Source organism: Olsenella kribbiana (assembly GCF_036408795.1).
Lineage (GTDB): Bacteria > Actinomycetota > Coriobacteriia > Coriobacteriales > Atopobiaceae > Olsenella_L > Olsenella_L kribbiana.
In genome coordinates, this window is sequence record NZ_JAZGJP010000009.1 from 18247 (window position 1) to 42552 (window position 24306).

Below are 24306 nucleotides of genomic sequence, written 5' to 3' on the forward strand. Positions count from 1 at the left end.
GACTCCTAGTTCTCTTCTACCTCAACAAGGTGCTTGACCTTGAAGATCATTCCACGAACGCTCGGGTTGTCAGGCAGCACAGACGTGTCGCCGATCTTGCGAAGGCCCATGGCATGGCACGTGGCCGTCATGTCCTTGCGCTTTGAGGCGTAGGAGCTGTGCACGAGCTTGACGGTAAGAGTCTTCTCCTCTGCCATCGTTAGTTCTCCTTCCCGGCAAACATCTCAGCGACCGTGATGCCGCGGCGCTCTGCGGTGTCGGCAGGCATCTCGAGCGACTTGAGGCCCTCGACGGCAGCCTTGACCATATTCAGGGCGTTGGAGGTGCCGAGAGACTTGGACAGGACGTTGGTGATGCCTGCAAGCTCGAAGAGCGGACGGACGGGGCCGCCGGCGATGACGCCGGTACCCTCGATAGCAGGCTTGATCAGGACATGGCCCGCGCCATAGTAGCCCTCGACATCGTGAGGGATGGTGCCCGTCTCAGTGACGGGGACGTGGAACATGTTCTTCTTGGCATCCACGACAGCCTTGGAGATGGCCTGGGGAACCTCGGCGGACTTGCCGATGCCGAGGCCGACATTGCCCTTGCCGTCGCCCACTGCTACGAGAGCGAGCAGGGACATGCGGCGGCCACCCTTGACGGTCTTGGACACGCGGTGAATAAAGATGACGCGCTCCTGAAGATCGGATTCCTCCTGGCGCTTGCGATCACGTGGCATCTGATTCCTCCTAGAACTTCAGTCCGGCGTTGCGGGCAGCATCGGCGAGAGCCTGGACGCGCCCATGATAGATACGGCCGCCGCGGTCGAACCTGACTGCGGTGACGCCCTTCTCGAGGGCGCGCTGGCCAATGAGGTTGCCCACGAACTCGGCAGCTTCCTTGTTGGAGCCGATCTTGCCGGTAGCGCGGAACTCAGGGCTCAGCGTAGAAGCGCTGCAGATGGTCTTTCCGTCGACGTCGTCGATCACCTGTGCATAGATGTTTGCATTGGTGCGGTGGACGGAAAGACGGGGACGGTCGGCGGTGCCAGTGATCTTGGAGCGGACACGACGTTCGCGGCGCTTGAGACCAGCCTTCTTCTTCTGGAACTTGTTCATTGTTGCTCCTTAGTCGTGCCATTACCTGACGGGGTAATGGTCTTGTTAGCTCACTACTTGGCTGCCTTGCCGAGCTTCCTGCGGATGTGCTCGCCTTCGTAGTGGATACCCTTGCCCTTGTACGGCTCGGGCGGACGCTTGGCGCGGACCTCTGCGGCGACCTGGCCGACCTGCTCCTTGGAGATGCCCTTCACCGTGATGTGGGTGTTGTCGGGAACCTCGAAGGAGATGTTCTCCGGGCACGCGTAGATGACCGGGTGCGAATAGCCGAGGGAAAGGTCGAGATCCTTGCCCTTGAGCTGTGCACGATAGCCGACGCCGGTGAGCTCGAGCTTCTTCTCGAAGCCCTCGGACACGCCGACGACCATGTTGTGGATGAGCGTGCGGGTAAGGCCCTGCTGCGCATTGGACTCGGTGGTCTCGTCGTTGCGGGCGACGAGGATCTCCTCGCCCTCCTGAGAGATGGTGACGAGATCGGAGAACGTACGGTCAAGCTCGCCCTTGGGGCCCTTGACCTTAACTTCGTTGCCATTGATGGTCACGGTGACACCTGCTGGAACCGTGACAGGCTTCTTGCCGATACGGGACATTGTGTCTCCCTTCTTCTTCCTGTCGCGGACTTACCAGACGAAGCAGATGACTTCGCCGCCGATGCCGAGCTTCCTGGCATCGCGGTCGCACATCATGCCCTTGGAGGTGGAGATGACGGCAGTGCCGAGGCCACCCAGGACACGCGGAAGATCCTTGGCGGAAGAGTAGATGCGCAGGCCCGGCTTGGAAACGCTCTTGATGCCCTTGATGACGCGGGCATTGCGCTTGCCGTACTTCAGCGTGATATGGAGGGTCTTCTGAGGCTTGGTGTCCTCAACGGAATAGCCCTCGATGTAGCCCTCTTCGGCGATGACGCGAGCAATCTCGACAAGCACCTTCGTCGACGGCATCGAAACCGTCGGCTTGCCTGCCGAGTTGGCGTTGCGGATACGCGTCAGCATGTCCGAAATGGGATCGGTAATCTTCATTGATCCTTCTCCTTAGTTCGTGATGAAACTGCACGGCCGGTTCACCCGAGCCCGTGGCCCGAGCGCCTCGTCGTGGTCTTCCCTCGCCTACCAGCTAGCCTTGGTGACGCCAGGAAGTTCGCCCTTGCTTGCGAGCTCGCGAAGGCACACACGGCACAGACCGAACTTGCGGTACACGGAGTGGGGACGCCCACAACGCTGGCAGCGGTTCTGAGTGCGCGTAGAGTACTTCGGCTCACGCGAAGCCTTGACGATCATCGATGTCTTAGCCACAGATCCTCCTAACTTGAGCAGCCCCGGCTCTTATCCGGGGCGCGTCTCTGAACTCAAGGGCACATCTCAGTGCCCAACGAAAATGCTACTCGGCCTTGAACGGGAAGTGGTAGGCGTCGAGAAGAGCCTTGCCCTCCTCGTCGGTCGCAGCGGTCGTGACGATGGTGATGTCCATGCCGCGGGTGTGGTCGATCTTGTCGAACTCGATCTCCGGAAAGATGAGCTGCTCGGTGACGCCCATGGAGAAGTTGCCACGGCCGTCGAAGCTCTTCGGGGAGATGCCGCGGAAGTCGCGGATGCGGGGGATTGCCGTTGCGATCAGGCGATCGAGGAACTCCCACATACGGTCGCCGCGCAGGGTCACCTTGGCACCGATTGCCTGGCCCTGGCGAAGGTGGAACGTAGCGATGGACTTGCGTGCGTGCGTGATCATCGGCTGCTGGCCGGTGATGGCGCGGAGGTCAGCGACAGCGCCGTCGATTGCCTTGGCGTCCGTTGCAGCCTCGCCGACGCCCATGTTGACGACGATCTTCTCGAACTTCGGGATCATCATCGGGTTGGGGTAGTTGAACTGCTTCTGGAGAGCGTCACGCACCTCTGCGTAGTACTTCTCCTTGAGGCGCGGCACATACTTGTCTGCCATGAAGGTACTCCTTCGATCTTGGGGTTTTGAGCGTGGGGTTTCCGTCCTCACGCCTCCTGGTCCACCCAGGAGCCAGCTGCATCTCATGTCCGAGACAGAAATCTCCCCGGCATAGAGACACAAATTGATATCTTACGAGTTCTTCACGAGGTTTGCCAGAAGAATCGCAGCTTATGGAGCGAATTCATAATTGGAGGCACAAATCTACCTCTTCACCTCATGCACAAGCTTCTCCCCTGCAAGATAGTGCGCAAGATTCTCCTTCGTACGCAGGAACACGAGCTTCCTCGTCTTCGGCAGATGCCAGAAGCCTGCGACATGCGGTGTGATGAGGAGGTTCGGCACATCCCAGAGCGGACTCTCTTCAGGCAGAGGCTCAGGATCCGAGACATCTATGGCCGCACCTGCCAGCGCCCCGATCTCAAGCGCTTCTTTGAGCGCTGCATAGTCGATGAGGTCCCCCCTGCCGGCGTTCACGAGATAGGCGCCCTTCGGGAGTGCCGCCAGGAACTCCTCATCGACGAGCCCCTTCGTCTCGGGCGTGCTTGGCAGAAAGGATGCCACGACCTGGGAGGAAGGCAGCGCCTCCATGAGTGCATCTCTGCCCGCAATGGTATGGGCAAACGCTGCCCGGTATGAATCCGAAAGCTCGGCTGGCACGCGGCTCCTGTAGGCGGTGCAGGTAGCGCCCATGGCAGTGCAGAGCCGAGCGAAGTGCTCGCCAATATCTCCTGCGCCCATAACAAGGACAGAGGCACCATCAAGCGTCGACACATTCCCCTCTTCGCCCCACACATGCGCTCTCTGGTCATCCTCATACCGATAGAGCTTCTTCATGAGCGATAGCAGAAGCGCAAAGGAGTGCTCGGCCACAGCAGGCCCATAGCAGCCTACCGAGTTCGAGACGCGCACATCCTCCCCCAGCACGCCTGGCTTCGCGTAGGCATCGGCACCGGCACTCCCGAGCTGGATCCACTTGAGACGTGCTGCGCCCAAAAGACGCGCTGCAGGCACATTGCCGATGATGATATCCGCAGCGGCAATCTCCTCATCCGCGAGCTCGAATTCAGGCGTCGTTGCAATGCGCTCAGGGTCTTTGACCAGCGCCTTGAACATGAAGGTGGCCTGAGGTGCTGTCTCTTTGAGCTCTTGTGCTTCCTCTTCGCTTACTGGCAGCACGACCAGGATACGCATATCGGACATAGGTGGCCCTTTCTCTCGATGAATCCACTCTAGCGCCGCCTGAGCCCTCTGCCTATAAGAAAAGCGCCCCGAACCGTATGGCTCGGAGCGCTTGGGCGTACTCTGGAAGCAGGCTTAGAACTGTGCGCCGCACTTCTTGCAGACGCGAACCTTCTTGCCCTCGTCGTTCTTGGCATGGCCAACGCGGGTCGGCTTGCCGCAGGACGGGCAGATAAGCATGACGTTGGAAACGTCGATCTTTGCCTCGCGGGTCACGAAGCCGCCGTTCTGGCCCTGAGCGTCAGGACGCTGAGCCTTCTTGACGAGAGCGACGCCCTCGACGACGACCTTGCGGTCAGAGGGGAACGCGCGCAGGACTTCGCCCTGCTTGCCGCGGTCCTTGCCAGAGATGATCTGGACCTGATCGCCCTTCTTCACATTCATCTTTGCCATGACTAATCGTCTCCTTACAGCGTCTCAGGTGCGAGCGAGACGATCTTCATGTACTTGCGATCGCGGAGCTCACGCGCAACCGGCCCGAAGATACGGGTGCCCACGGGGGTGCCGTCCTTCTGGACCAGGACGCAGGCGTTCTGATCGAATTTGATGTAGCTGCCGTCCTTGCGACGCGTCTCCTTGACGGTGCGGACAACAACGCAGGTGACGATGTCACCCTTCTTCACGTTGCCACCGGGCGTGGCCTCCTGCACGGCGGCCTTGATGATGTCGCCGATGCCTGCGTAACGACGCTTGGAGCCGCCCATGACCTTGATGCACTTGACTCGACGTGCGCCGGAGTTGTCGGCGACGTTGAGCATGGTCTCCATCTGAATCATGAATGTTCCTCCGAACATAGACCCCGCCAGAGGTGCGTCCACACGTGCAGCGCACGTGACGGGGATGTCTTATACCAGAAAACTTACTTGGCGCGCTCCACGATCTCCACGACACGCCAGCGCTTGGTCTTGCTCAGGGGGCGGGTCTCCATGACGCGGACGGTGTCGCCGAGGCCGCACTCGTTCTTCTCGTCGTGGCAGTGAAGCTTCTTCTTGATGGTCATCATCTTGCCGTACTTCGGATGACGCTTCCTGTACGTCATCTCGACAGCAACCGTCTTGTCGCCAGAGATAGCGCAGACGACGCCGGTACGGACCTTGCGAGAGTTCCTCTCTTCGGTATCAGCCATTTGTATCTCCTACGATCTAGTTCTCGGCTGCAGTCTTTGCGGCTGCGAGCTCGCGTGCACGCATCTCGGTAAGGATGCGGGCAATGTCACGCTTGACGGTCGTCACGCGTGCCGTGTTGTCCAGCTGGCTCGTTGCCATCTGGAAACGGAGGTTGAAGAGCTCGGCACGAGCGTCTTCGAGCTTCTTCTGGAGCTCTTCGTCGGAAAGTGCGCGGACTTCACTCGGCTTCATGTTCTACTCCTCCCCGCGCTTGACGATCTTGGTCTTGATAGGAAGCTTGTGCTGCGCAAGACGCAGAGCCTCCTTGGCGGTTGCCTCGTCGACGTCGCCGACCTCGAACATGATGCGGCCAGGCTTGACGACAGCGACCCACTCTTCCGGGTTGCCCTTGCCGGAACCCATTCGGGCCTCGGCCGGGTGCTTGGTGATCGGCTTGTCCGGGAAGATGGTGATCCAGATGCGGCCGCCACGCTTCATATAACGCGTGATGGCGACACGGGCAGCCTCGATCTGGCGGTTGGTGATCCAGTGACGCTCGAGGGACACGAGACCCCACTCGCCGTTGTAGATCTTGGTGTTGCCCTTGGCCTGGCCCTTCATGGAGCCACGCTGAACCTTGCGGTGAAGAACACGCTTAGGAGCCAGCATTAGTTGCCCCTCCTCTCGTTATTGCGGCGGCGCGGACGCGACGGGCCCTCGAGTGCCGGGTTGGGCACAGGCTGTCCCGGAAGCTTCTCGCCGAGGTAGATCCAGACCTTGATGCCGCAGGCACCCATGGAGGTGCGGGCAGTGGCCTCGCCGAAGTCGATCTTGGCGCGAAGCGTGTGCAGAGGCACGCGGCCCTCGCGGTACCACTCACGGCGGCCCATCTCTGCGCCGTTCAGACGGCCAGAGCACTGGATACGGATGCCCTTTGCGCCGGCCTTGCGGGCAGACTGGACTGCCTTGCGCATGGCACGACGGAAGGCGACACGGCCCTCGAGCTGCTCAGCGATGGACTGGGCAACGAGCGTGGCGTCAAGCTCCGGACGCTTGATCTCGACGACGTCGACAGAGATCTGGCCCTTGGAGACGCCAGCGACCTTCTCGAGCTCGGTGCGGAGGGCGTCGATCTCAGAGCCCTTCTTGCCGATCACGATGCCCGGACGGGCGGTGTAGATGATGACCTTGACCTTGTCGCCAGCACGCTCGATCTCGACGCGGGACAGGGCTGCGCGCTCGAGCTTCTTCTCGAGGAACTTGCGGATCTTGAGGTCGTTGCCAAGCTTGGTGGAGTAATCCTTGCCAGCGTACCAACGGGAACGCCAGTTCTCGGTGATGCCGAGGCGGAAACCAGTAGGCTGTACTTTCTGGCCCATCCCTTACGCCTCCTTTCGAGGAGCGACAACAATGGTGATGTGGCTCGTGCGCTTGTTGATGCGGGACGCAGAGCCCTTTGCACGCGGACGGATGCGCTTCAGCGTCGGGCCTTCATCGACGTAGGCCTCGGCGATGTAGAGGTTGTTCGCGCGGAGGTTGTTGTTGTTCTCGGCGTTCGCGACGGCAGAGCGCAGGACCTTCTCGACGGGCACTGCAGCTGCGACCTCGGCGAACTGGAGAAGCTCCAGAGCCTGGGACACGGACTTGTTGCGAATCTGGTCGACGACCAGACGAACCTTGCGAGGAGCCATGCGCACGTACTTTGCAGTAGCGGAGACGCCGTTCTCGACTTCAATACGCTTCATTTAGTCGTGACCTCCTTATGCTTCCTTGTGGCCACGGAAGGTGCGGGTCGGAGAGAACTCTCCGAGCTTGTGGCCGACCATGGACTCGGTGACGAATACGGGGACGTGCTGACGACCGTTGTGGACAGCGATCGTGTGTCCGACCATCTCAGGATAGATGGTGCTGGAACGGCTCCAGGTCTTGATGACCTCCTTGTCGCCAGACTCGTTCATCTTGGTGACACGCTCGAGGAGGCGAGTCTCCACGTACGGGCCCTTCTTGAGACTTCTGCTCATTGTTTCAACTCCTGTTCGCGGTCTAGTTGGTCTTGCGACGACGGATGATCATGTGGTTCGAAGCCTTCTTCGGGTCACGCGTCTTGTAGCCCTTCGTCGGCTTGCCCCACGGCGTCACAGACGGACGGCCGGAGGTGTGGTTCTTGCCCTCGCCGCCGCCGTGCGGGTGGTCGACAGGGTTCATGACCGTACCACGGACGGTCGGACGGACGCCACGCCAGCGCTGGCGGCCAGCCTTGCCGATGACGATGTTGGAGTGTTCGGCATTGCCGACCTCGCCGATCGTTGCACGGCAGGTGAGGAGCACGCGGCGCATCTCAGAGGACGGCATACGCAGGATTGCGTACTTGCCCTCCTTGCCCATGAGCTGGACGGAGGTGCCTGCGGAACGGGCGATTGCTGCGCCCTTGCCCGGCTGGAACTCGATAGCATGAATCAGCGTACCGACAGGAATCTCGGACAGCGGCATTGCGTTGCCCGGCTTGATGTCGATGTCCTTCTCGCCGGAGACGACGACGTCGCCGGCCTGAAGGCCCTTCGGGGCCAGGATGTAGGCCTTTGCGCCATCAGCATAGTGGAGAAGAGCGATGCGGGAGGTGCGGTTCGGATCGTACTCGATCGTAGCGACCTTGGCCGGGACGTTGTCCTTCTGGCGCTTGAAGTCGATGATACGGTAACGACGCTTGTTGCCGCCGCCCTGGTGACGGGTGGTGATGCGGCCATAGTTGTTGCGTCCTGCCTTCTTCGGCAGCGGCGCGAGGAGCGACTTCTCGGGCTTGGAGGCGGTAATCTCCTTGTAGTCATATACCGTCTGGAAGCGCCTGCCTGCGCTCGTGGGCTTTAGATGCCTAACAGCCATTGCTTTCCCTTCTTGTCCGTTGGCCATCGTGTTCAGGGATGTGAGGCTCATGCCTCGGGACGCGATGACGCCGGATTACCACGGTACCGCGCGTATCCTACATGCACGGCACCCGAACTGAGCCCCCGCTTGCGCGGGGGCAGAGATACCTACTCTTCGGCAGCTGCCTTCTGAGCGAAGACCTCGATGGACTCACCCTCGGCGAGCGTGACGATAGCCTTCTTCCACGTGCGGGTCTTGCCTGCGACATAGCGGACGCGCTTCGTCTTCGGCTTCACCCACATGGTGTTGACCTTCACGACATGGACGTTGAAGAGCTTCTCGACAGCGTCGGCAATCTCCTCCTTCGGTGCCTTGGCGGCAACCTCGAAGGTGTACTTGCCCTGCTCCATGAAGTCAAAGGAACGCTCGGTGACGACCGGGCGGATGATCACGTTGTACTTGGAGTTCATTTACGCGAGCACCTCCTCGAAGTACTTCGCGACAGCAACCGGCATGACCAGTGCGCCGTTGTCGATCAGGTACTCCGTGTTGGCCTCGGACTGACCGATCACGAGGACATTGGGGAGGTTGCGAAGCGAGAGGTAGCTCGTGACATCCTCGTCGTCGACGACGACGGTCACGCGCTTGCTGTCAAGGCCGAGAGCCTTGATCATGGCAGCTGCAGCCTTCGTGGAAGGCTTCTCGAATGCAACGTTGTCCAGAAGGACGAGCTCGGAATCAGCGAGCTTGCCGGAGAGGACGGAGCGCATTGCGAGCTTGACTTCCTTCTTGTTCGCGCGGCGTGCATGGCTGTGGGGCGTCGGTCCGAAGACAACGCCGCCGCCGACCATCTGAGGAGCGCGGATAGTGCCCTGGCGAGCACGACCCGTGCCCTTCTGGCGGAACGGCTTGACGCCGCCGCCGGAGACGGCTGCGCGGTTCTTGGTGGAGTGGGTGCCCTGGCGACGGCTTGCAGCCTGGACAGTCACGACCTTGTGCACGACAGGGATGTTGGGCTCGATGCCGTAGATGGCGTCAGCCAGCTCTGCGGTAGAGACCGTTTCACCTGCCATATTCTTTACATCGATGCTGGACATTTGTCCTCCTTGTTAGCCTAAAGCTGTGCTGTGTGGCCTTAAGCCATGCGGATAGATACGATAGCGTCCTTGCCGCCGGGGACAGCGCCCTTAACGAGCATGAGGTTCTGCTCTGCGTCGACGCGCACGAGCTTGAGGTTCTTCACCGTCACGCGCTCATCGCCCATGTGGCCTGCCATGTGGAGACCCTTGCGGACACGGGCAGGATAGGCGCACTGGCCGATGGAGCCCGGCTCACGCTGGTTGCGGGAACCATGAGCCATAGGACCGCGGGAGAAGTTCCAGCGCTTGACCGTGCCCTGGAAGCCCTTGCCCTTGGAGGTGCCGGTGACGTCGACTGCCTTCACGTCTGCGAAGGCCTCAACGGTGACCTTGTCGCCGCAGCTGTACTGAGAAGCATCATCGACGCGGACCTCGCGCAGATACTTCATCGGCTCGACGCCGGCCTTGGCAAAGTGACCAGCCATAGGCTTGTTCACGTGCTTCGGCTTGAGCGCACCAAAGCCGATCTGAACGGCCTCGTAGCCGTCCGTCTCCTTGGTCTTCACCTGTGAGACGGTGCAGGGGCCTGCCAGGATGACGGTGACAGGGACGAAGTTGTCGTCCTCGTCGAAGATCTGCGTCATCCCCAGCTTGCGGCCGAGAATAGTGCTGACCATACTCAATCCTTACCTTCGGTGGTCATGGGACCCAGTGGACACTCGTGTGTCCTCCCCCAGCGGACCACATCCTGTGATGTGCATCTTTCTGGACAATCGGCGCATGCGCATAGATGTCCCCGAAAGACAGCTTTATTACTTTACACTCATATGCCTGGTTTCACAATATCTTCTCAATGTTTTTCAGCCCATCTGCCTGCGGCTTTGTTTTCCACGTTCCCGGGCGTTCCCTAGACACGAAGGCCACGTTCTGCAGGCTGTTTGGATGCCCTTCTTGAGCTCCCTGAGAGAAGAAAAGGCTCCCCTGCCGAAGCAGAGGAGCCTTGCATGCACTATCGGGAGACCTTAGAGCTTGATCTCGATATCGACGCCTGCGGGGAGGTCGAGACGCATGAGCGAGTCGACGGTCGAGGACGTGGGGTCGAGGATGTCGATGAGGCGCTTGTGAGTGCGCATCTCGAACTGCTCACGGGAATCCTTGTCCTTGTGCGGCGAACGGATGACCGTATAGAGGGAACGCTCGGTGGGCAGGGGGATGGGGCCGGAAACACGGGCGCCCGTCTTCTGTGCAGTGTCCACGATGAGCTTCGAGGACTGATCAACTACCTCGTGATCATAGCCCTTGAGGCGGATCCTGATCTTCTGGTTTGACACGGTGGTACCTCCATTTAGAGCGAAGACGCTCGAGCTTGTAATTACTCAGACTTTCCGGCGTTCTTGGCAACAATCTCGTCCTTGATGTTCTTCGGGACGGCCTCGTAGCTGTCGAACTGCATGGTGTAGCTTGCACGGCCCTGCGTCTGGGAGCGAAGGTCGGTAGCATAGCCGAACATCTCGGCCAGGGGCACCTTGGCGCGGATGACCTTGGTGTTGGAGCGATCCTCCATGCCCTCGATCTTGCCGCGGCGGCTGGAAAGGTTGCCCATGACGTCGCCCATGTACTGCTCGGGCGTCTCGACGTCGACGCGCTCGATCGGCTCGAGAAGGACAGGGTCGGACTCCTGAAGGGCCTTCTTGATGGCCATGGAGCCTGCAATCTTGAATGCAGCCTCGGAGGAGTCGACCTCGTGGTAGGAACCATCGACGAGGGTGACCTTGATGTCCTCGACCGGGTAGCCGGCGATGACGCCAGACTGGAGCGCCTCCTGGATGCCCTTGTCGACAGACGGGATGTACTCCTTGGGGATGGAGCCACCGACGGTAGCGTCGATGAACTCGTAGCCCTTGCCCTCCTCGTTCGGCTCCATGTCGATGATGGCGTCGCCGTACTGGCCACGGCCACCGGACTGGCGGACGAACTTGCCCTGGACATGCTTCACAGCGTGGCCAGCGGTCTCACGGTAGGCAACCTGCGGCTTGCCCACGTTGCAGTCGACGTGGAACTCACGGCGCAGACGGTCGATGATGATCTCGAGGTGCAGCTCGCCCATGCCGGCGATGATGGTCTGGCCGGTCTCGTGGTCGGTGTGGACCTGGAAGGTCGGGTCCTCCTCAGCGAGCTTGGCGAGGCCCACAGACATCTTCTCCTGCTCGGCCTTGGACTTCGGCTCGACAGCGACGTCGATGACGGGCTTTGCGAACTCGATGGACTCGAGCACGATGGGGTGATTCTCGTCGCAAAGGGTGTTGCCGGTCGTCGTGTTCTTGAGGCCGACGCATGCAACGATGTCGCCTGCAGAGCATGCCTCACGGTCGACACGGTCGTTTGCATTCATCTCGAGGATGCGGCCGAGACGCTCGCGCGTGTCCTTGTTCACGTTGTAGACGTAGGAGCCTGCCTCCTCGTGACCAGAGTAGACGCGGATGTAGGTGAGCTTGCCGACGTAGGGGTCGGTCATGATCTTGAATGCGAGAGCTGCAAACGGCTCGTTGACGTCCGCCTTGCGCGAGATTGTCTCGCCCGTGTTGGGATCGGTGCCCTCGGTAGGCGGAATGTCGAGCGGGGACGGCAGGTAGTCGCAGATTGCGTCAAGAAGCTCCTGGATGCCCTTGTTCTTGTAGGCAGAGCCCACGAAGACAAGGTTGAGCTTGTTGGCGATGACGCCCTTGCGCAGGGCAGCCTTGACCTCGTCGACCGTCGGGGTCTCGTCCTCGAGAATCTTCTCCATGAGATCGTCGTCGAAGTTGGCGGCCTGCTCGAGAAGCTCATCATGCTTCTCCTGTGCCTGCTCCTTGAACTCGTCAGGAATCTCGTCCATGACCTCAGGGTAGATCATGCCCTTGGCGTCTTCCTTGAAGTCCCATGCCTCCATGGTGACGAGGTCGATGAGGCCCCAGAAGTTTGCCTCTGCGCCCATCGGGATCTGGGCTGCGACAGCGTTGGCACCCAGACGGTCCTTCATCGTGTCGATGGCGTGCCAGAAGTCAGAGCCGACACGGTCATACTTGTTGATGAAGGCGATGCGCGGGACGTTGTAGTTGTGGGCCTGGCGCCAGACCGTCTCGGACTGGGGCTGGACACCGGCGACAGCATCGAAGACAGCGACAGCGCCGTCGAGGACACGCAGGGAACGCTCGACCTCAGCCGTGAAGTCGACGTGGCCCGGGGTGTCGATGATCTGGATGACATGGTCCTTCCAGAAGCACGTCGTAGCTGCGGACGTAATGGTAACGCCGCGCTCCTGCTCCTGAACCATCCAGTCCATCGTTGCTGCGCCGTCGTGGACCTCGCCGATCTTGTGGGTCTTGCCGGTGTAGTAGAGGATGCGCTCCGTGGTCGTGGTCTTGCCTGCATCGATATGGGCCATGATGCCGATATTGCGCAGGTTATGAAGGTCATACTTTGGCTTTGCCATATTCTGCTCCTCAGATCCCGACTAGTAGCGGTAGTGAGAGAAGGCGCGGTTGGCCTCTGCCATCTTGTAGAGGTCCTCGCGACGCTTCACGGATGCGCCGACGCCGTTGGAGGCATCGAGAATCTCGGAGGCAAGGCGCTCGGCCATCGTCTTCTCCTTGCGGGCACGGGAGAAGTTCACGAGCCAGCGGATAGCCAGCGTCGTGGCACGACGGGAGTTGACCTCCATAGGAACCTGATAGGTTGCGCCACCGACACGACGGGGCTTGACCTCGAGAGTCGGGCGGATGTTGTCCATGGCCTTCTTGAAGACGGTCAGGGCATCCTCGCCGGTCTTCTCTGCGACGATATCGAAGGCACCATAGACGATGCGCTCTGCGGTCGACTTCTTGCCGTCAAGAAGGACCTTGTTGATAAGCTGGGTGACCAGACGGTTGTTGTACTTTGCATCCGGCTGGACCTCGCGGCGGACTGCTGCTGCACGACGCGGCATGTTATATCTCCTCTAAGCTAGCGGTTGAAACTCGAAAGCGGCTGCTACTCCTTGGGGCGCTTTGCGCCGTAGCGGGAACGAGCCTTCTTGCGGTTCTGGACAGCAGCGCAGTCGTAGGCGCCACGGACAATCTTGTAGCGGACACCAGGAAGGTCGCGGACACGGCCGCCACGGATCAGGACGATGGAGTGCTCCTGAAGGTTGTGGCCCTCGCCCGGAATGTAGGCAGTGACCTCGATGCCATTGACGAGACGGACACGGGCAACCTTGCGGAGTGCCGAGTTCGGCTTCTTCGGCGTCGTGGTGAAGACGCGCGTGCAGACGCCACGCTTCTGGGGGTTGTGCTGCAGAGCAGCGTTCTTGGACTTGGCCTTGACGCTCACGCGGCCCTGGCGAACGAGCTGATTAATAGTAGGCAAAGCTCTTCTCCTTTTTGCTACTGGTACAACGTACGCTTATGCTACAGACGACGCAGCACGACATCGCCGGAATAGGCGCAAGCAGATACTTTACGACCCGCCATCCCAGTTGTCAAAACACCACGCCACCGGGCGTATCCTTATTCCATGACAGCCACATATATTTCTTGGAAATGACTCCAAAACAAAGGTCCGGCCCCGCCAAAGCGAAGCCGGACCCTGTTTCAGAACCTGTTTTCAGGACTTACTTGTCGTCGTCCTCGTTGTTCACGACCTGGCTCAAGAGATCGTCCAGGGACGTGAGGTCCTCGTTGATGACACCGTCTTTCTCGTTCTCTTCCTTCGTTGCCTCGGTCGGCGCGCCGATGAGCTCGTCGTCGTAGGTGTGCGTGGAAGGAGCAGCAGTGCCGAGCATGATGTCGGAATCGGCATCAGGCGAGAACACCATATTGAGGAGCTGCGAGAGATCCTCGGAGTCCGCCTCGTCCTCATCCGGCTCGAGCACGTAGAGAAGGCCCCTCGCCTCGAGGCCATCGCGAAGCTCCTCGATGGCCTTGGCACCGATGCCGTCGATGCGCAGCAGGTCATCCTCGGTCTTGCCGATGAGGTCGCCAACCGTCTCGATGCCCTCCTCGCTGAACTTGTTCGTCCAGCGCTGGGACACGCCGAGGTCGTCGAAGAGGTAGAGCTTGGCATCCTCGGAAGAGAGGGTGCGGCCGTTCTTCGAGTAGACAGATCCGCCGTAGCCGTAATCGTCGCCGACCCAGTCGAGCTGCTTCGGAAGCTGGTCCTCGATGGACTTGAGCTCCTCAGGTGCCCAGTCAGGCAGGGACTTTGCGGTCGGGCTCGTCGGGCCATCGATCTTCTGGCCGTGGTAGGTGAGCTCGACGTCGCTGTAGGCGGAAAGGCCGGTGCCGGCAGGAATCTTCTTGCCGACAATGACGTTGGACTTGAGGTCCAGGAGGTGGTCAACATCGCCCTTGATGGCAGCCTCGGTGAGGACGCCGGCGGTGCGGATGAAGGATGCGCTCGAGAGCCAGGAGTCGATGGAGCTTGCCACCTTGAGGGTGCCCAGGATGACCGGCTCTGCCTCAGGCGGCGTGCCGCCTGCGAGCGTGATGTTCCTGACCGTATCAGCGAAGACGTAGCGGTCCACATACTGGCCGAGCAGGTAGGTCGAGTCGCCCGGGTTCGTGACCTGGACACGGCGCAGCATCTGGCGTGCGATGACCTCGATGTGCTTGTCGTTCAGGTCAACGCCCTGGGAGGTGTAGACCTCCTTGACGGAGTTGACAAACGTGTGCATCGTCGACTCGATATCCGTGAGCTGGCGGAGCTTGCGGAAGTTGACGAAGCCGCGGGTCAGCTGGTCGCCGGCGCGAACCTCGCAGCCATCCTCCACCTCAGGCATGAAGCGGACAGATGCCGGGATGCGCTTCTCGGAGAGGACGCGGGTCGTGTCGTCCGGATCGACGATCTGGACGAGATACTCGGTGCCTTCCGGCGTGATCTTGAGGATGCCGGAGACAGAGGCAAGGTCAGCCTCACGGCCGAGGATCTTCTCGTTGATGTTGCCGACAACGTCGAACATGCGGGCAACGGTCGGGAGACCCTGCGTGATGTCGTCTGCGCCTGCAACGCCGCCGGAGTGAATCGTACGCATCGTCAGCTGGGTGCCCGGCTCGCCGATGGACTGTGCGGCGATGACGCCGACAGCCGTGCCGATGTTGACCGGACGGCGGGTCGAAAGATCCCAGCCGTAGCACTTCTGGCAGACACCGTACTTCGACTTGCAGGTCAGAAGCGCCCTGAGCTCGACCTTCTTGAGCTTGTGGTCAGCAAGCTTCTGGAGATCGGCAGCAGACTCGATGTAGTCGCCTGCAGCCATGAGGACCTCGCCGGTCTCAGGATCGACGACGTCGTGCAGCGTGCAGCGACCGATGAGGTCGGTGTTGAGCGTCGTGGTGCCCGGCAGGTAGATGTTGTAGTGCACTGCCTCGTCGGTGCCGCAGTCCTCCTCGCGGACGATGACATCCTGGGCGACGTCGACAAGACGGCGGGTAAGGTAGCCGGAGTCGGACGTGTGGGACGCCGTGTCGACGAGGCCCTTGCGGGCGCCGTACGTGGAGATGAAGTACTCGAGGGGCTCGAGGCCTTCACGGAAGTTCGACTTGATCGGGAGGTCGATCGTATCGCCGGACATATCGGCCATGAGGCCACGCATGCCGGCGAGCTGGCGAAGCTGCGTCTTGGAACCACGGGCGCCGGAGTCAGCCATCATGTAAATCGGGTTGTCCTCGCTGAAGCCCGAAAGCATCTTCGAGCCGAGGGCTTCGGTGCACTCGGTCCAGGCATTGACGACCTCGACGTGGCGCTCCTGCTCCGTGAGGAAGCCATCCTCGTAGTTCTCGTTGATCTCGTCGACCTTGGCCTGCGCCTCATCGAGCATGGACTGCTTCTCCGGCGGGATGACAGCATCCCAGACGGAGACGGTCAGGCCTGCGCGCGTGGCATAGTGGAAGCCCGTTGCCTTGATTGCGTCGAGGATCGGCTCGACCTCGGCCGTGCTGTAGCGGTCGCAGCACTCGTTGACGAGCTTGCCGATATCGCTCTTCACCATCTTGTAGTTGATGAAGGGGAAGTCAGCAGGCAGGCACTGGCGGTTGAAGATGATGCGGCCAGTCGTGGTCTCGAAGTGGACAGGGCCGTCGGTGACGTCGAAGTCCTGGACCTCCTTCTGGGACAGCTTGACGCGGAAGAGGCTCCTGCCGTCCTCGATGACATTGGCATCCTTCGGGTACACGCGGACCGTGACCTTTGCCTGCATGTCGAGGTCGACATCGTTCTCGATCGTGTTCACGGCGTCGTCGAAGTCAGCGTAGACCGCGCCCTCGCCGGACACGCCGTCCTTCTCCGTCGTCAGATAGTAGACGCCGAAGACCATATCCTGCGAAGGAACCGTGAGGACCTTGCCGGATGCAGGAGAGCGCAGGTTGTTGGCAGAGAGCATGAGGACGCGAGCCTCGGTCTGGGCCTCGGTCGAAAGCGGCACATGCACGGACATCTGGTCGCCGTCGAAGTCTGCATTGAACGGCGCGCAGACAAGCGGGTGCAGATGTATTGCCTTGCCCTCGACGAGCACCGGCTCGAAGGCCTGGATGGACAGGCGGTGAAGCGTAGGTGCACGGTTCAGGAGCACGAGGCGGTCCTTGATGACCTCATCGAGCACGTCCCAGACAGCAGGAAGCGAGCGGTCGATGGCACGCTTTGCGCCCTTGATGTTCTCGACCTTGCCGAGCTCGACAAGACGGCGCATGACGAAGGGGCGGAAGAGCTCCAAGGCCATGGTCTTCGGAAGGCCGCACTGGTGAAGCTTGAGCTGCGGGTCGACGACGATGACGGAACGGCCAGAGTAGTCGACACGCTTGCCGAGGAGGTTCTGGCGGAAGCGGCCCTGCTTGCCCTTGAGGGACTCTGCGAGGGACTTGAGTGCACGTCCTCCCCTGCCCGTGACAGGACGGCCACGGCGGCCGTTGTCGAAGAGGGCGTCCACGGCCTCCTGGAGCATGCGCTTCTCGTTGTTGACGATGATGTCAGGGGCATCGAGAGAGAGCAGCCTCTTGAGACGGTTGTTGCGGTTGATGACGCGGCGGTAGAGATCGTTCAGGTCGGAAGCTGCGAAGCGTCCGCCATCGAGCTGGACCATAGGACGAAGATCGGGCGGGATGACCGGGATGACATCCAGGATCATGTCTGCAGGATCGTTTCCGCCCTTGAGGAACGAGTCGACGATCTCGAGGCGCTTGACAGCCTTGTCGCGCTTCTGCTTCTGGGACTCCTCGTTTGACACGATGGCGCGGAGCTCCTCGGCCTCCTTCTCTAGGTCGATGCCACGCAGGAGCTCACGGATGGCCTCTGCGCCCATGCCGCCCTTGAAGTAGATGGAGTAGTAGCGCTTCATCTCGGAGAAGAGTGCCTCGTCAGCGATGAGCTGGCGCTTCTCGAGCTGCATGAACTGGTCGAAGGCCTCCTGGCGAAGCTGCTTCTCTTCGGCATACTCTGCCTCGAGATCGGCAACCTCGGCGCGGATCTCGTCGTCGGAGAGCGGCTCGACGCCGTCGAACTCCGAGCCCTCTTCCTGGCCGGCTGCCTGCGCGCGGACGCGCTGGATCTGGTCGTCGCGCTCGGCATCGAGCTCTTCGAGGTCGGCTGCAAGCTCTTCCTTGAGGTCTGCTGCGTCAGCATCGCGGGCCTCCGTGTCCACATCGGTGATGATGTAGGACGCGAAGTAGAGGACCTTCTCGAGGTCCTTGCTCTTGATGTCGAGCAGGCGGGACAGCGGGAACGTAGCCGGGCTCTTGAAGTACCAGATGTGGGAGACAGGAGCGGCAAGCTCGATGTGGCCCATGCGCTCGCGCCTCACCTTGGCGCTCGTCACCTCGACGCCGCAGCGCTCGCAGATGATGCCCTTGAAGCGGATGCCCTTGTACTTGCCGCAGGAGCACTCCCAGTCCTTCACAGGACCGAAGATCTTCTCGCAGAACAGGCCGTCCTTCTCAGGCTTCAGCGTGCGGTAGTTGATGGTCTCCGGCTTCTTGACTTCGCCGTGCGACCAGCTGCGGATGGTGTCTGCGGAAGCGAGGGAGATCTTGATTGCGTCGAAATCTGTGGTATCGAATTCTGCCACCGTTACTCCTTCTCGTTCAACGAATTGCCAATGAGGGCCTCATGGCCGGACTTGGCGGATCCGGAGATGCCACCGATGAGCTCGTCTGCATCTGCCGACGCAAACACGTCTGCCGGGTTGGCTGCCTTTGCGGCTGCCTTGTCCTTGGCCTGCGTGTCGCGCTTCTTGTAGGAGATCGGCTCCATGTTGAGTGCCAGAGAGCGGACTTCCTTGACGAGGACCTTGAACGACTCCGGGATGCCAGCGTTCGGGACGTTCTCGCCCTTCACGATGGCCTCGTAGGCCTTGACGCGGCCGTTCGTGTCGTCGGACTTGATCGTCATCATCTCGTGCAGGACGGAGGCGGCACCGTATGCATACAGTGCCCAGACTTCCATCTCGCCGAAGCGCTGGCCGCCGAACTGCGCCTTGCCGCCGAGCGGCTGCTGGGTGACGAGCGAGTACGGGCCGGTTGCACGGGCGTGGATCTTGTCGTCGACCATGTGGCCGAGCTTCAGGATGTAGGAGACGCCGACCGTGATCGGGCTCTTGAACGGCTCGCCGGTGCGGCCGTCGTAGAGCGTGGTCTTGCCGCGCTCGTTGAGCTGCGGGACGAACTCGCTCATCATGTGCTCGCCGTAGTCGACCTTCGCCTTGTTCATCATGTTGATGTTCGTGCGGCGGATGACCTCAGCGACCTCCTTGTCGGTTGCGCCATCGAGGACCGGCGTAGCGACATAGGTCGGGCCCGGCACGTAGCGGTCGGAATCAGCAGACTCCTGATCCCAGCCGTGTGCAGCGCCCCAGCCGAGGTGGCACTCAAGGAGCTGGCCGACGTTCATACGGGACGGGACGCCGAGCGGGTCGAGCAGGACATCGATAGGCGTGCCGTCAGCCATGTACGGCATATCCTCGATCGGCAGGACCTTGCAGACGACACCCTTGTTGCCGTGACGTCCAGAGATCTTGTCGCCCTGCTGGATCTTGCGGCGCTGCGCGACGAAGACACGCACGAGCTCGTTGACTCCAGGCGGCAGATCGTCGCCTGCTTCACGGCTGAAGCGTACCACGTCGACGACTCGTCCATAGGCGCCGTGAGGCATCTTGAGGGACGTATCGCGCACGTCGTGGGCCTTTGCACCGAAGATGGCACGAAGGAGCCTCTCCTCGGCTGTGAGGGCCGTCTCGCCCTTCGGCGTGACCTTGCCGACCAGGATGTCGCCCGGGCCGACCTCGGCGCCGATGCGGATGATGCCATCCTCGTCGAGGTTGGCAAGCATGTCCTCCGAGAGGTTCGGGATCTCGCGCGTGATCTCCTCAGGACCGAGCTTCGTATCGCGGGCATCGATCTCGTGGCGGGAGATGTTGACGGATGTCAGAAGATCCTGCTGGACGACACGATCGGAGACGATGATGCCGTCCTCGTAGTTGTAGCCTTCCCACGGCATGTAGGCCACGGTGAGGTTCGTGCCAAGTGCAAGCTCGGACTCGTCGACGGAAGGACCATCAGCGAGAGGCTCGCCCTCGATCACGTGGTCGCCCACATGGACGATAGGACGGTGGTTGATGCACGTGGACTGGTTGGAGCGCTGGTACTTCGGAAGGTCGTAGCGCTCGGGGCCCGCGGCAGTCTTCACGACGATGTGCGCAGCGTCGACCTCGACGACGTCTCCCTCATGCTCGGCGCAGATGAGCTCGCCGGAGTCGAGGGCAGCACGGAACTCCATGCCAGTGCCGACGAACGGTGCATGGGCACGGATCAGAGGCACAGCCTGGCGCTGCATGTTTGCACCCATGAGGGTACGCTTTGCGTCATCGTGCTCGAGGAACGGAATGAGGTTTGCAGCGACGGAGAGCAGCTGGCGCGGAGACACGTCCATGTAGTCGACATCGGCGACGTCGACCTCAGCAGGTGCGCCGAAGGAGCCGTCGAAGTCGCGCGTACGGGCAACGACACGCTCAGGCTCGACAAGCTCGCCGGTCTTCGGGTCGGTGACGACGAAGCGGCGGGTCTTGGGGTCGTACGGCGTGTTTGCCGGTGCGATGTTGTGGTCTTCCTCTTCGTCTGCCGTCATCCAGTCGATATCGTCGGTGACCTTGCCATCGACGACGCGGCGGTACGGAGCCTCGATGAAGCCATACTCGTTCACATGGGCATAGAGGGCGAGCGAGCCGATGAGGCCGATGTTCGGGCCTTCAGGCGTCTCGATCGGGCACATGCGGGAGTAGTGCGAGTTGTGGACGTCGCGGACGGCCGTCGGCACGTTCGTGCGGCGGCTCGAGCCCGACTTGTGGCCTGCAAGGCCGCCAGGGCCAAGTGCGGACAGACGGCGCTTGTGCGTGAGGCCAGAGAGCGGGTTGTTCTGGTCCATGAACTGGGAGAGCTGCGAAGAGCCGAAGAACTCCTTGATGGCCGCCACGATCGGGCGAATGTTGATGAGGGACTGCGGCGTGATATCGTCAGCGTCCTGCGAAGCCATGCGCTCGCGAACGACACGCTCCATGCGGGAGAGGCCGATACGGAACTGGTTCTGCACAAGCTCGCCGACCGTACGGATACGGCGGTTGCCGAAGTGGTCGATATCGTCCGTCTTCTTCGAGGGGTCGCCTGCATGAAGGGCAAGGAGATAGCGCAGTGCGCAGACGATATCCTCGTTCGTGAGGACCGTGGAGGTGTTCTCGGCAGGATCGAGGCCGAGCTTCTTGTTCACCTTGTAGCGGCCGACGCGTGCGAGGTCGTAGCGCTGCGGGTTGAAGTAGAGGCCATTCAGGAGCGCCTTTGCCGAATCTACGGTAGGCGGCTCGCCCGGACGCTGGCGACGGTAGATCTCGATGAGGGCATCCTCGCGCGTCGTTGCGACATCGCGCTCGATCGTGGAGCGGATGATCTCGGAGTCGCCGAGGAGGTTGATGATCTCGTCGTCGGACTCTGCGATGCCAAGGGCACGGAGCAGGAGCGTCGCGGACTGGCGGCGCTTGCGGTCGATGGATACGACGAGCTGGCCGCGCTTGTCGACCTCGAACTCGAGCCAGGCACCACGGGCCGGGATGAACTGTGCATGGTGCACGAGCACGCCGGAATCGGTCTCCTCAGAGAAGTAGACGCCCGGGGAACGGACGAGCTGGGAGACGACGACACGCTCGGTGCCATTGATGATGAAGGTGCCCCTCTCCGTCATGATCGGGAAGTCGCCCATGAAGACGAGCTGTTCCTTGATCTCGCCGGTGAGCTTGTTGACGAACTTCACATCGACAAGCAGCGGAGCCTGATAGGTGATGTCCTTGGCGCGGCACTCGGCCATCGTGTGGGCAGGATCGCCGAACTGGAAATCGCCGAACGTGACTTCCATGGTGCCGGCATTATTTTCGATCGGAGAGAACTCTGCAAACGATTCAGCGAGGCCGTCCGTCATGAAGCGGTCGTACGATTCCTTCTGTACAGAGATGAGGTTAGGGAGCTCCATTACCTCAGGAATCTTGCTGAAGCTGACACGATCGCGCTTCTGGAATTTGACGGCGGAAGACTTTGCGGTATGCACCAGGCATTTCCTCCTTCATACAGACGTATGCGGCATTATGCCGCAAACTAGTAATCTACAGAAGGATACTGCTTTAGTCAAGATTGAAGTCTTGACTTATACCGCATAATCGTTTATTTAGGCCCGACCATCGTTTAAGCTGCAGAAACATCGAGCAGAATTGTGGAGGGGCTGTGGACACCCTCTGACTCAACACCAGAAAGAATAGCAAAGAAGGGACCGGGTGTAAACCCCGGTCCCTTCTGTACAAGGTGAGCTTATGCCGTGAGGCAGAAGTTACTTGAGGGAGACAGCTGCGCCGGCGTCCTCGAGCTCCTTCTTGGCAGCCTCGGCGTCCTCCTTCTTGGCACCCTCGAGGATGGCCTTCGGAGCGGACTCGACGACCTCCTTGGCCTCCTTCAGGCCAAGGTTGGTGAGCTTGCGGACAACCTTGATGACAGCGATCTTGTTCTCGCCGAAGCCCTCGAGGACGACGTCGAAGTTCGTCTTCTCCTCCTCAGGAGCAGCAGCGCCTGCTGCAGGAGCAGCAGCGACAGCGACGGGAGCAGCAGCGGAGACGCCGAAGACGTCCTCCAGCTCATGAACGAGCTCAGAAAGCTCGAGTGCGGGCATCTCCTTGAGGGCCTCAACGATCTCTTCCTTGGTGACAGCCATGGTATGACTCCTTCTTGTTCGGGGCGCTCTCTATAGCGCCTCTGATGTTTTCTGATCTAGCAGGTAGTGCAGACGTGCGTGCCTATGCGGCGTTCTTCTGGTCGGCGATAGCGTCGAGAGCGGTGACGAGACCGCGTGCAGGGCCAGCGCAGACGGAAGCGATGCCACGCAGCGGGCTGGCAACGACGTAGACGAGCTGGGCCATGAGCTCCTCGCGGCTCGGCAGGTCGGCGTATGCCTTTGCATCCTCAGGGGAGAGTGCCTGGCCATCGGCGATGCCACCGACGAACTCAAGCTTGTTGAGCTTCTCGGCGGTCTTCTTGACGACCTTGGCAGCCTCGACAGGATCCTTCTCGAAGAAGATGTAGGCGCAGGTGCCCTGGCAATCGAGCTCAGGCATCTCGGCGTCCTTGAGAGCGATGCGAACGATGTTGTTCTTGTAGACCTTCATCTCTGCACCGGCCTCGCGCAGGTCGCGGCGAAGCTGCTGCGTCTCCTTCACGGTCAGGCCACGATAGTCAACCACGAAGAGTCCTTTGGATGCATCGAGAGAGGCCTTGACCTTCTCGAGCATGGCAGTATTTTTCTGATTCGGCATGATGTACACCTCCTTGTTGCTTCGTTTGGCACGAACCACCGACGCGGCGGGTCAAACGAAGACCCTGCCCGGCCATGCCAGACAGGGTCCAGGAAGTCTTTGTTGGACCACCTAGGCTGGCGGGCGAACCCTTTGAGCCTTTCGGCACCGGCTGTCTCTGGCAGCGGACGTGCTATATGCATTGCAGCTTGGAAGTATCGCAGATGGGCAATTTCGCGTCAAGGCAACGTCTGGACTTGGCATGCTCTCCACGTTCCTCACACAGCGCAGAGCTCCCTGAACCACAAAAAAAGAGGGAAGGAGCTTTTGCCCCTTCCCTCTTCTGCATTCAGCAGTATCCGCACTACTCGGCGAGCAGGTTCCTCACCATGGTCGGATCGACCTTGATGCCAGGGCCCATAGTCGTGGAGACTGCGACGGACTTGATGTACTTGCCCTTCGCGGTTGCCGGCTTGACGCGGACGATCTCGGAGATCAGAGCCTGGTAGTTCTCGAGCAGAGCCTTCGTGTCGAAGGACTTCTTGCCCAGGGGCACATGGCAGATGCCATAGCGGTCTGCACGATACTCGACACGGCCAGCCTTGAGCTCCTTGACCATCTTCTCGACGTCCATCGTGACGGTGCCGAGCTTGGGGTTCGGCATGAGGCCACGGGGGCCGAGGATACGGCCGAGGCGACCGACCTTGCTCATCATGTTCGGGGTTGCGATGGCAGCATCGAAGTCGAGGTTGCCCTTCTGGATCTCGGCGACGAGGTCGTCGGAGCCGACGATGTCAGCGCCTGCAGCCTCTGCCTCGCGTGCCTTCTCGCCCTCGGCGAAGACGGCGACACGCACGGTCTTGCCGGTGCCGTTAGGAAGGGAGATGGAGCCACGGATGTTCTGGTCAGCCTTGCGGGTATCGACACCCAGGCGGATGGAGACCTCGACGGTCTCATCGAACTTCGCGAAGGATACCTCCTTGAGAAGCTCGAGAGCCTCCTTCGGCGTGTAGAGCTTGCTCTCGACCTTGGCCGCGTTCTCGCGGTACTGCTTTCCGTGCTTCGGCATTCTTTCTTACCTCCTGTGGTCAGCGGGCGTGATGCCCTCCCACATAGCGGCGGTTTCCCGCCTTCTCATTCAAAGAGCGTGCACCGCCGAGGCG

The 24306-nt window shown here is 60.9% G+C and carries 29 protein-coding genes; all 29 read right to left on the reverse strand.

The window, feature by feature from the left end; translation table 11 throughout:
• Positions 1–5 precede the first annotated feature (5 nt).
• Positions 6–197, reverse strand: coding sequence for a 50S ribosomal protein L30 (gene rpmD / locus VXJ24_RS07205; protein WP_330972254.1), 192 nt, complete (start codon positions 195–197; stop codon positions 6–8).
• Between the two features lie 2 nt (positions 198–199).
• Positions 200–721: a 30S ribosomal protein S5 gene (gene rpsE, locus VXJ24_RS07210; RefSeq protein WP_330972255.1), complete on the reverse strand. Its 522-nt coding sequence runs from the start codon at positions 719–721 to the stop codon at positions 200–202.
• Between the two features lie 10 nt (positions 722–731).
• A complete protein-coding gene (gene rplR / locus VXJ24_RS07215) occupies positions 732–1100 on the reverse strand; it encodes a 50S ribosomal protein L18 (RefSeq protein ID WP_330972256.1) in 369 nt (122 codons plus the stop codon).
• Between the two features lie 53 nt (positions 1101–1153).
• Positions 1154–1690: a 50S ribosomal protein L6 gene (rplF, locus tag VXJ24_RS07220; protein WP_330972257.1), complete on the reverse strand. Its 537-nt coding sequence runs from the start codon at positions 1688–1690 to the stop codon at positions 1154–1156.
• 30 nt (positions 1691–1720) lie between these two features.
• On the reverse strand, positions 1721–2119 hold the full coding sequence (rpsH, locus tag VXJ24_RS07225; protein ID WP_330972258.1) for a 30S ribosomal protein S8: 399 nt from the start codon (positions 2117–2119) through the stop codon (positions 1721–1723).
• 87 nt (positions 2120–2206) lie between these two features.
• A complete protein-coding gene (locus VXJ24_RS07230; protein ID WP_330972259.1) occupies positions 2207–2392 on the reverse strand; it encodes a type Z 30S ribosomal protein S14 in 186 nt (61 codons plus the stop codon).
• 85 nt (positions 2393–2477) lie between these two features.
• Positions 2478–3035: a 50S ribosomal protein L5 gene (rplE, locus tag VXJ24_RS07235; RefSeq protein ID WP_330972260.1), complete on the reverse strand. Its 558-nt coding sequence runs from the start codon at positions 3033–3035 to the stop codon at positions 2478–2480.
• Between the two features lie 204 nt (positions 3036–3239).
• Entirely contained in the window at positions 3240–4238 is a 999-nt protein-coding gene (locus VXJ24_RS07240) for a D-2-hydroxyacid dehydrogenase (protein WP_330972261.1), read from the reverse strand.
• A gap of 114 nt (positions 4239–4352) precedes the next feature.
• A complete protein-coding gene (rplX, locus tag VXJ24_RS07245; protein WP_330972262.1) occupies positions 4353–4670 on the reverse strand; it encodes a 50S ribosomal protein L24 in 318 nt (105 codons plus the stop codon).
• Between the two features lie 14 nt (positions 4671–4684).
• Entirely contained in the window at positions 4685–5053 is a 369-nt protein-coding gene (gene rplN / locus VXJ24_RS07250) for a 50S ribosomal protein L14 (protein WP_330972348.1), read from the reverse strand.
• 83 nt (positions 5054–5136) lie between these two features.
• A complete protein-coding gene (gene rpsQ / locus VXJ24_RS07255; protein WP_330972263.1) occupies positions 5137–5403 on the reverse strand; it encodes a 30S ribosomal protein S17 in 267 nt (88 codons plus the stop codon).
• A 16-nt stretch (positions 5404–5419) separates the two neighbouring features.
• Positions 5420–5635 carry a 50S ribosomal protein L29 gene (rpmC, locus tag VXJ24_RS07260; protein WP_330972264.1) on the reverse strand — a complete coding sequence of 72 codons (216 nt, stop codon included), beginning with the start codon at positions 5633–5635 and terminating at the stop codon, positions 5420–5422.
• Between the two features lie 3 nt (positions 5636–5638).
• On the reverse strand, positions 5639–6052 hold the full coding sequence (rplP, locus tag VXJ24_RS07265) for a 50S ribosomal protein L16 (protein ID WP_330972265.1): 414 nt from the start codon (positions 6050–6052) through the stop codon (positions 5639–5641).
• Positions 6052–6762 carry a 30S ribosomal protein S3 gene (rpsC, locus tag VXJ24_RS07270; protein ID WP_330972266.1) on the reverse strand — a complete coding sequence of 237 codons (711 nt, stop codon included), beginning with the start codon at positions 6760–6762 and terminating at the stop codon, positions 6052–6054. The genes rplP and rpsC overlap by 1 nt, the downstream gene beginning before the upstream one ends.
• Before the next feature lie 3 nt (positions 6763–6765).
• Positions 6766–7128, reverse strand: a complete 363-nt coding sequence (rplV, locus tag VXJ24_RS07275; protein WP_330972267.1) for a 50S ribosomal protein L22 — start codon at positions 7126–7128, stop codon at positions 6766–6768.
• Between the two features lie 15 nt (positions 7129–7143).
• Positions 7144–7404, reverse strand: a complete 261-nt coding sequence (gene rpsS / locus VXJ24_RS07280; RefSeq protein ID WP_330972268.1) for a 30S ribosomal protein S19 — start codon at positions 7402–7404, stop codon at positions 7144–7146.
• A gap of 22 nt (positions 7405–7426) precedes the next feature.
• On the reverse strand, positions 7427–8263 hold the full coding sequence (gene rplB / locus VXJ24_RS07285) for a 50S ribosomal protein L2 (RefSeq protein ID WP_330972269.1): 837 nt from the start codon (positions 8261–8263) through the stop codon (positions 7427–7429).
• Positions 8264–8412: 149 nt separating this feature from the next.
• Positions 8413–8715 (reverse strand): 50S ribosomal protein L23, encoded by a 303-nt coding sequence (rplW, locus tag VXJ24_RS07290; RefSeq protein ID WP_330972270.1) that lies wholly within the window; start codon positions 8713–8715, stop codon positions 8413–8415.
• Entirely contained in the window at positions 8716–9342 is a 627-nt protein-coding gene (rplD, locus tag VXJ24_RS07295; protein ID WP_330972271.1) for a 50S ribosomal protein L4, read from the reverse strand.
• A gap of 38 nt (positions 9343–9380) precedes the next feature.
• Positions 9381–10001 carry a 50S ribosomal protein L3 gene (gene rplC, locus VXJ24_RS07300; protein ID WP_330972272.1) on the reverse strand — a complete coding sequence of 207 codons (621 nt, stop codon included), beginning with the start codon at positions 9999–10001 and terminating at the stop codon, positions 9381–9383.
• Positions 10002–10346: 345 nt separating this feature from the next.
• Complete coding sequence (gene rpsJ, locus VXJ24_RS07305; protein ID WP_330972273.1) at positions 10347–10655, reverse strand: 30S ribosomal protein S10; 309 nt, start codon at positions 10653–10655, stop codon at positions 10347–10349.
• Between the two features lie 41 nt (positions 10656–10696).
• Positions 10697–12796 (reverse strand): elongation factor G, encoded by a 2100-nt coding sequence (gene fusA, locus VXJ24_RS07310; RefSeq protein ID WP_330972274.1) that lies wholly within the window; start codon positions 12794–12796, stop codon positions 10697–10699.
• A gap of 21 nt (positions 12797–12817) precedes the next feature.
• Positions 12818–13288 (reverse strand): 30S ribosomal protein S7, encoded by a 471-nt coding sequence (gene rpsG / locus VXJ24_RS07315; RefSeq protein ID WP_330972275.1) that lies wholly within the window; start codon positions 13286–13288, stop codon positions 12818–12820.
• Between the two features lie 44 nt (positions 13289–13332).
• On the reverse strand, positions 13333–13707 hold the full coding sequence (gene rpsL / locus VXJ24_RS07320) for a 30S ribosomal protein S12 (RefSeq protein WP_330972276.1): 375 nt from the start codon (positions 13705–13707) through the stop codon (positions 13333–13335).
• A 244-nt stretch (positions 13708–13951) separates the two neighbouring features.
• Complete coding sequence (locus VXJ24_RS07325) at positions 13952–18394, reverse strand: DNA-directed RNA polymerase subunit beta' (protein ID WP_330972277.1); 4443 nt, start codon at positions 18392–18394, stop codon at positions 13952–13954.
• Between the two features lie 2 nt (positions 18395–18396).
• Positions 18397–21912, reverse strand: coding sequence for a DNA-directed RNA polymerase subunit beta (rpoB, locus tag VXJ24_RS07330; protein WP_330972278.1), 3516 nt, complete (start codon positions 21910–21912; stop codon positions 18397–18399).
• Positions 21913–22188: 276 nt separating this feature from the next.
• Positions 22189–22566 carry a 50S ribosomal protein L7/L12 gene (rplL, locus tag VXJ24_RS07335; protein WP_330972279.1) on the reverse strand — a complete coding sequence of 126 codons (378 nt, stop codon included), beginning with the start codon at positions 22564–22566 and terminating at the stop codon, positions 22189–22191.
• A gap of 82 nt (positions 22567–22648) precedes the next feature.
• Complete coding sequence (gene rplJ, locus VXJ24_RS07340; RefSeq protein ID WP_330972280.1) at positions 22649–23164, reverse strand: 50S ribosomal protein L10; 516 nt, start codon at positions 23162–23164, stop codon at positions 22649–22651.
• A 343-nt stretch (positions 23165–23507) separates the two neighbouring features.
• Positions 23508–24212: a 50S ribosomal protein L1 gene (gene rplA, locus VXJ24_RS07345; protein WP_330972281.1), complete on the reverse strand. Its 705-nt coding sequence runs from the start codon at positions 24210–24212 to the stop codon at positions 23508–23510.
• Positions 24213–24306: the final 94 nt, after the last annotated feature.